The 6305-nt window shown below is 37.7% G+C and carries 10 protein-coding genes; 4 read left to right on the top strand and 6 right to left on the bottom strand.

Going from position 1 to position 6305, the window contains the following annotated elements; translation table 11 throughout:
* Positions 1 to 226 precede the first annotated feature (226 nt).
* From A9239_RS06550 to A9239_RS06540, 3 genes are read right to left on the bottom strand one after another with little or no spacing between them, the layout of a single operon-like run.
* Positions 227 to 622 (bottom strand): LIM domain-containing protein, encoded by a 396-nt coding sequence (locus A9239_RS06550; protein ID WP_048121947.1) that lies wholly within the window; start codon positions 620 to 622, stop codon positions 227 to 229.
* Positions 623 to 639: 17 nt separating this feature from the next.
* Positions 640 to 969, bottom strand: a complete 330-nt coding sequence (locus A9239_RS06545) for a carboxymuconolactone decarboxylase family protein (RefSeq protein WP_048121949.1) — start codon at positions 967 to 969, stop codon at positions 640 to 642.
* Positions 970 to 1022: 53 nt separating this feature from the next.
* A complete protein-coding gene (locus tag A9239_RS06540) occupies positions 1023 to 1619 on the bottom strand; it encodes a hypothetical protein (RefSeq protein WP_048121951.1) in 597 nt (198 codons plus the stop codon).
* A gap of 414 nt (positions 1620 to 2033) precedes the next feature.
* On the opposite strand from A9239_RS06540, the gene A9239_RS06535 reads away from it, so the two are divergent.
* From A9239_RS06535 to A9239_RS06525, 3 genes are all read left to right on the top strand, one after another.
* Positions 2034 to 2369: a PadR family transcriptional regulator gene (locus A9239_RS06535; RefSeq protein WP_048121953.1), complete on the top strand. Its 336-nt coding sequence runs from the start codon at positions 2034 to 2036 to the stop codon at positions 2367 to 2369.
* Between the two features lie 94 nt (positions 2370 to 2463).
* Entirely contained in the window at positions 2464 to 2886 is a 423-nt protein-coding gene (locus tag A9239_RS06530; RefSeq protein WP_230628976.1) for a permease, read from the top strand.
* 2 nt (positions 2887 to 2888) lie between these two features.
* Positions 2889 to 3557: a permease gene (locus A9239_RS06525; RefSeq protein ID WP_230628978.1), complete on the top strand. Its 669-nt coding sequence runs from the start codon at positions 2889 to 2891 to the stop codon at positions 3555 to 3557.
* An 11-nt stretch (positions 3558 to 3568) separates the two neighbouring features.
* Here A9239_RS06525 and A9239_RS06520 read toward each other — a convergent pair whose 3' ends face one another.
* On the bottom strand, positions 3569 to 3898 hold the full coding sequence (locus A9239_RS06520) for a pyrimidine dimer DNA glycosylase/endonuclease V (RefSeq protein ID WP_048156321.1): 330 nt from the start codon (positions 3896 to 3898) through the stop codon (positions 3569 to 3571).
* Positions 3899 to 4035: 137 nt separating this feature from the next.
* Here A9239_RS06520 and A9239_RS06515 point away from each other — a divergent pair, with 137 nt between their 5' ends.
* The gene (locus A9239_RS06515) at positions 4036 to 5157 is read left to right on the top strand and encodes a hypothetical protein (RefSeq protein ID WP_048156324.1); all 1122 of its coding nucleotides are present in this window, start codon (positions 4036 to 4038) and stop codon (positions 5155 to 5157) included.
* 223 nt (positions 5158 to 5380) lie between these two features.
* Here the strand turns inward: A9239_RS06515 and A9239_RS06510 are convergent, their stop codons facing one another.
* Positions 5381 to 5614: a DUF378 domain-containing protein gene (locus tag A9239_RS06510; RefSeq protein ID WP_048121959.1), complete on the bottom strand. Its 234-nt coding sequence runs from the start codon at positions 5612 to 5614 to the stop codon at positions 5381 to 5383.
* A gap of 280 nt (positions 5615 to 5894) precedes the next feature.
* Positions 5895 to 6221, bottom strand: coding sequence for a hypothetical protein (locus A9239_RS06505; RefSeq protein ID WP_048121961.1), 327 nt, complete (start codon positions 6219 to 6221; stop codon positions 5895 to 5897).
* Positions 6222 to 6305 lie beyond the last annotated feature (84 nt).

The following is a 6305-nucleotide window of genomic DNA, read 5'->3' as shown; positions in this document are numbered from 1 at the left end:
AAGGAAATCAATAGTTTGATTTTCGTTCTGATTAATAAAATAAATAAGATTCTGTTTTTGAGAGATTCAGTAAGTAAAAATGTATATAGCCATGATGTTATAAAAGAAAAATAGGTTAATTAATCTTTAAGCAACTTTCCTGGGTACACATATCAGTTTTAGAATATGTAAGAAGACAATTTACTTTATTTTTAACCTGAGCTAAAACAAAGCCTTTTTGGAGTTATTAACTCTCAAAAGGTACAAGGTACACACCATCTGCTCTTTTTTGCCCTTTTAACAGCTCACAATGCCTCATAATAGCAAACTGGTTCTCGGTTTCCAGAAGGGATATTTGAAACTTTTTTGCAATTTCTTCCTTTCTTGCTCCACCGCTGGAGACGATAAATTCATAGATGGCTTTTTGTAATTCAGTCAGACCCTCTGTACCTTCAAGCCCGGCTTCCTTCCGGAAGAATTTCTTGGAATAAGCTGCCCAGGGATCACAGACCTGAATTTTGTGGTGAGCTTCTATAAAACAATCTTCACAGAAAACCTTGCCTTCCTCTTCTATGCAATCTTCTTTTTCCAGTTCACATCCACAAATGTGGCATTTTACAGGATTAGTTATCTCGTCGGTCAATATTTCACCTCAGTTCTTTAAACATTCAATTCATCCAGAATTTTAAGAACCACCACAGATCCATACGCTACTGCAGGCCCACCAGCCATTACTATGGCAGTACTGACAGCCTCAAGGATCTCCTCACGAGTTGCTCCCAAACGTACAGCTTCAGGAACATGCTTCCATAGACAGTATTCACAACGCAGAGATACTGCAACTGCAACCATCATGAGTTCTTTTGTTCTGGCACTTAATGCTCCATCCTTAATAACTTCAGAATGGAGCCCAGAGAGTGCATCCATTACTTTTGGAAGTTGTTCAGCCATAACTTTTGTCTTTTCATTCATGTCAATTCTTTCTGTCAAGATTTCACTTCCTCAACAGAGATATTTTTATAGTAAGTTAATTTTATAATAAGTTAAGAATCAAAAGGCACAATACAGATTTCATCTCCTATCTTCCGCCATTTCACAAGCTCACAGTGCCTTAATATTGCAAGCTGGTTCCTAGCTTCCTGGGGTGTAAGCCCAAAAAGTTTAGAGATTTTTTCAGGCGTAACCCCTCCTTCTACCTGTATAAATTTATAAAGTTCTTTTTGAATGTCTGTTAGACCTTCTGTGCCTTCCAGACCATGATTTTTTCTAAAGAGTTTTTTAGAACGTACAGCCATAGGATCTGCAAACTTGATTCTCTGGTGCTCTTCCAGATAGCAGTCCTCACATATTGACTTTCCATTTTCTAGAATATACTCATTACCAGGAATTTCCTTCCCGCACACAGGACATGTTACAAAGTAGGAAATACTTTGATCGAGTTCCCGATTGCCAGATTTATTCGTTTTTACCAAGCCGTGAAACTCCAGATAACTAACAATTTCGTATACTGTTGACCTGGATAATCCATATCTTGCTTTTGCTTTTTTTATAACGTCTCGAACATGGAACCCGCAATCTATATGGGCTTCTTTTATGCATTCAATAATCCAGGTTTCTTCTTCGTCAAGTACAAGTTTCATCGAATTCTCCCGCCAGACAACAAAAACACGGGGTTTCAGACATTACAGAAGGTTTTAGACTTTCCCTTTTTACTAAGGCAAATCTTTGAATTTTATTTTTCTTATAAAATATGTCTCTCTATATTAATAGAGATAATAGAATATTAAGTTATCGGTATCTATATATAGTTGATTTCTTTTCTTAAAAGAGAATAACAGAATAGGAGAATAAAACTCAAGTTTAAAGCAGAAAGCATATATACAAAAACATCTTAGTGTAAGTTACACTTTGATGTAATTAATATCATGATGTAATTAGTATCTTAGTGTAATTAATATCTTAGTGTAATTAACACCTAGATATTGTCTGAATATAAATCGAACTGCTATAAAACTAAAATCTCCAATCCCCTAAAAAGAATCAAACGTGTTGTTATGCCCAGAAACACATACTTCCGTCATACACCTTCATTTATACTGCTCTTCCTGGCACAGAAATCCGCTTATGGAGCCCTTTTATTCAAGAGACTTGACAAAGAAATGCCTTTCAATCTGATAGATACTCCTGCGCTCTATAGGGCACTTAACGATCTGGAAAAAGAGGGAGCAGTTGAAGCATACTGGGACACTTCAGAACCAGGCCCAGCAAAAAAATGGTATAAGATAACCCAAAAAGGAATCGAAAAGTTGGGTGAACTCAAGCAGGATATTGAAAGGAGAAAAAGAGACCTGGATTTTTTCCTGGAAACTTACGAAAAGTTACAAAACTGAAGCCCTGGAATTCCTGTAAATACAGAATGGAGGGGTTCTCCTGAACAGTACATACTTTTATGCTTTAGCATTTATTTTCCTTACCGTTTCTTACTTGAAGGATAAGAAAAGAACAAAAATCGCTCTCCTGAAAGCCTGGAAATCTTTTTCAGGTATTCTCCCGGAAATCCTTTCAGTTATGATGTTTGCAGGAATTACCCTAGCAATCTTAAGTCCAGATATTATATCAAAGCTTATAGGCTCCAATTCAGGCTTCTTCGGGGTAGTTCTCTCGCTAACAGCAGGATCCATTACAATGATTCCGGGTTTTGTTGCTTTTCCGCTTGGGGCTACCCTTCTTGATGCCGGAGCAGGATACGCACAGATTGCAGCCTTTGTTTCTTCCCTTATGGCAGTAGGAGTTGTAACCCTGCCTCTGGAGATCAAGTATTTCAGCAAACGTATGGCAATTCTGAGAAATGCATCTGCACTGGTAATATCTTTAGTCTTCACAATGGTGATCTGGAAGTTGATGTAATAATGAACACTGACATCAATGCTGACAGTATGAACACCGGTCTCGAAAACCCGAATATGAAATCCATACGTTCCAGCATGAACTCAGGGAGGCTAACTGCCAGATCAGAAAATAGGAGTATAAAAACGAGAGCATTTGCCGTAGTAAAAAAATTCAGGTTTGTAATAGTCTTTGCTTTTGTTATAATAGCCTTATACTTTACAGACAAAACTGAAGGCATAAAGGCCTTCAATATATCCTTATCAAATATGAAGGAAATGCTCGGCCTGATTCCTCCTATTTTCGTCCTCATGGGCTTGCTGGATGCCTGGGTTCCTAAAGAGACTTTTATTAGGTATATGGGGGAAGCTTCGGGACTTAAAGGAGTGCTTACAGCTCTATTTCTGGGTTCTGCTGCCGCTGGTCCCCTTTATATTGCCTTTCCCATTGCAATGCTCCTTATAAAGAAAAAGGCAAAACTGGCGTATGTTTTGTTTTTCCTGGGAGTATGGTCCACTGCAAAACTTCCCCTTTTATTGTATGAGATTTCATATATGGGAGCCAGGTTCACGGCAATTCGGATAGCAGTATGCGTTCCACTATTTCTTCTCTTTTCTCTTATAATCGAAAAAACATTCTCAGCAGAAGAAAAAGAATCTCTTGGTAGGAAAGCTGAATCCGAATTTTCCTGAAAGATTCTAATTCAAACCCTGCAATCGCACCCTCTTTCTTTAAGGAGCCGGACCTGTTCTTCATAAGAATCCACAAACTCGTCCTGAACAGCTTTTCCTGTCGCAAGGGCAGGGTCAAGAGGAGTGTGGTGTTTGTAACCTCGTCTTGTCATTTCCTCGACCAGAGCTTCATGCCTCAGGTAGAGCGCTTTGAGCTTTCCCCTCCAGCGCATGGTCTCTGGATGGTGTGCATAGGCTTTCTTGTTATTGGTAATTATAGACCAGAGAGCATGTAACTCACGGTGTTCCCCTAGAAGATGCTGCCTGCACATCTTCTCAGGAGGTATGTCCCAGATTCTCATAAGATGAATTCCTGGCACATCTAAGAAAGGTTTATCGGAGAAGAAGAGTTTACTTAACACGAAAATTAATACCTATGTTCTATGTCTGATTCTTTATTCTTATACATATTTACATACTATTTGAGAAAACATAGTCCATGAGACAGGGCACACTCTGGTTTTCTGGAATTTTTCTACTAGTTGTTATATACTTTTTATCCGCTCCTGCGCTTGCCCACGTGCCAGTATTCGGAGGGGGAGGAAAAAGTCCTGAAACAGCAATCCATATTGAAGACCCTTCGAAATCAAGGGTGCTTTATGGAGAGCTTGTTTCTGGAGATCTTCGGTATTACAGTTTTAATGTAGAAAAAGGAGAAAGAATTGTACTCGGACTCACTATTCCCGTTGAAGATGGAAATAAGGGTTTTATCCCAAGCCTGATTCTTATCGGGCCGGGACTTACGGAAGAAGGAAAAGTACCCGAAAAATTGAAAATGCCCGAAGGGTATGGGGCAAAAGTGCTTTCCTACAGCTTGCCCGAGAGCCCTGTATACGAAGGGTTTACCCCAAGTGCCTTTTACTCACTTGTTAAGCTCGATATCAAAGCTCCGGAAAGTGGAACATATTGCGTTGCAGTAGGTGCAATACAGGAAGCAGGTTCGAGAAAAGGAGAAGATACAATAGATGGAGCAAGTTCGAGAAAAGGAGAAGACACAATAGATGAAAAAAGTCTGCAGGAAAGAGAAATCTCAAGAGAAGGAAATTATGGGTTAATTCTAGGATACAAAGAAACTTTTACCTTGAAGGAATGGATATCCATACCCTTGAACCAGATAAAGATTTACCGCTGGGAGGGCCAGGGACTGTTTTTGATTTTTACTCCACTTGTGCTAATTCTTGCAGTCGGGCTTCTAGCAATTTTCTTAAAAAGAGAAACTGTAGCCGGGTTCAGTACTGCATGCATCTCAGGAATACTTGCGGGCCTCTTCTTTCTTGGCACAGGAATGTCATACATATTCCAGATGATGATCTCACTGAGTAAAAGTTCATTTTCCTCAGAAGTAGTTATTACTTTCATTTTAATTTTTGTCAGTGTAGGCATTGGAGTTATTGCAATAGCCTTAAGCCTCAAAGATGAAAGTTACGGCACTGGGTCCGCAAGAAAACGGCTTTACTTCTCTGTCCTGGGAATAGCTGGGCTTTTGTTCTGGGCAGGATTGTTTATAGGACCTTTTCTGGCATTTGAAGCTGCATTGTTGCCCTGGAGGCATAAAGGATAAGGTTTAAACTCGAGAAAAGAATGATTATTTAATAAGTCTAGCCCAAAAGCCACTTTACTCTTAAAATCAGTAAAAATGAAGATAAAAAATAAGAATAAAATTTTTGAAAGGAATAAAAATAACCCCTTATCTTAATAACATATCCAGCCTTCTGAAAAAACATCGCTGGTTAAGGTCTCTTTCACAGTATTACACCGCAAAGGAGCTTTTTCAATTTTTTAATTTAGTGGTGTACCGGAGCCTCACGAGCTTGATACGTATCAGCTCTTGTAGCGAAATAAATCGTATAAAGTGCCGCAAGCCCGACAATTATGTACACAATTCTCGAAAGTGTACTTCCTGCCCCGAAGATATAATCTACAAGGTTAAAGTCGAAGAGACCTACAAGCCCCCAGTTTAATCCGCCCACTATAACAAGTATAAGTGCGAGCAAATCTACTGGATTTCTTACTGCCATAGATACCACTCCCTTTTTGCGTTATTTCCTATATTATATAGCCAGGAGAAATATAAAAACTCCCATATTAAAATCCGATGTACTTGTATTTATATGTGACTAATATAAAAATTAGAGTTTTTTAAATAAAAAAGATAGAAGAGAAGGAATTTAATTTAATGTAATTTAATTTAATATAATTTAATTTAATGTAATTTAAGTTAAGTTAAGTTAATTAAAACCTTGTCCTCAAGCCCAGGTTAAAGAATCAACTCCTTCATGAAAGTCACACTGGCAAGTATCAGAGTGCACCAAATAAACCAGATACTAAATATATAGAGATTACATAAAAAATTAAGTTTATGAATATTTTACCAGCCTTGTAGTCAGAAATAGCTTGATACTCGTTTTCATATAGCTCAACGTATAACCTGTACTTTATTGATTTTCGATTCCAATTATCAATTAATATGCAAAATGCTCCTACTAACAGAATAAAAAAGCTATCTTTTGTTGCTAAATTAACAACAGCTGGATAACTTTTTATTATTAAGAAAGTAAGGATAATGCCGTCAAAACCTATGAAATACTTATAATAATTATCCAGAGAAAAGTAATGCTGATTCATGCTTGTACACCGTATAAATTCATTTAATAAAATAAAAACATCAGGATAAATATTAACTTAATGCTTTAATGCCAATTATGTTTA

Source organism: Methanosarcina sp. A14 (assembly GCF_001729375.1).
GTDB lineage: Archaea > Halobacteriota > Methanosarcinia > Methanosarcinales > Methanosarcinaceae > Methanosarcina > Methanosarcina barkeri.
Note: the sequence above shows the minus strand (reverse complement) of the source record. Positions and strands in the feature narration are given on the sequence as shown.